This window comes from Arthrobacter sp. NPDC080073, from assembly GCF_040686575.1.
Lineage (GTDB): Bacteria > Actinomycetota > Actinomycetes > Actinomycetales > Micrococcaceae > Arthrobacter.
Map to the genome: position 1 here is coordinate 332412 of NZ_JBFBKR010000004.1, position 646 is coordinate 333057.

Consider the following 646-nt stretch of genomic DNA (forward strand, 5'->3'; position numbering starts at 1 on the left):
ATCCAGGCCATCTCCTTATAGAACTGCTGTCCCGTGGACACATCCGTGAACGGCGACGCCGCCGGCGGCGTGTATGCCGGGGATCCGGCCATCCGGTAAAGGAAGGCGGCCATCGCGTCGCGGCTGATGGACTGCAGCGGACGGTAGGACCGCGCCCCGCCGGCCTCCGCCCAGCCCGTGGAGACACCCTTCTCCGACATCCAGGCCATCTCCTTATAGAACTGCTGTCCCGTGGACACATCCGTGAACGGCGACACAGCCGGCGGGATGTATGCCGCAGACCCAGCCTTGAACGTGCTCGTCCAGGACGCGGGCGCGCCGGCGGCGAGGACATAGTCCGTCTGCGCCCGCGCGGTGATGGCGACCGTCCCCGTGCCGGGGTAGGTGCCCGCCGCCACGACGGTTCCGCCGAGGAGATAGTCCACCCCGGTGGTGGCCGGGACCGTGTAGGTGTCGTCCTTCGTGCCGTCCTTGTCCGTGAACGTCACCGCCGCAGGAGTGACCTGGAACGGGGTGGCCTTGAACGTGCTCGTCCAGGACGCCGGGGCCCCGGCGGCGAGGACATAGTCCGTCTGCGCCCGCGCGGTGACCACGACCGTCCCCGTGCCGGGATACGTGCCCGCCGCCACGACCGTGTCCCCGAGGA

1 protein-coding gene is annotated in these 646 nt (G+C 69.7%); it reads right to left on the reverse strand.

Annotation, left to right across the window (positions count from 1 at the left end; all coding sequences use genetic code 11):
* On the reverse strand, nucleotides 1-629 hold a 629-nt coding region (locus tag AB0O52_RS07600; protein WP_364535623.1), incomplete at its 3' end, for an S-layer homology domain-containing protein.
* Nucleotides 630-646 lie beyond the last annotated feature (17 nt).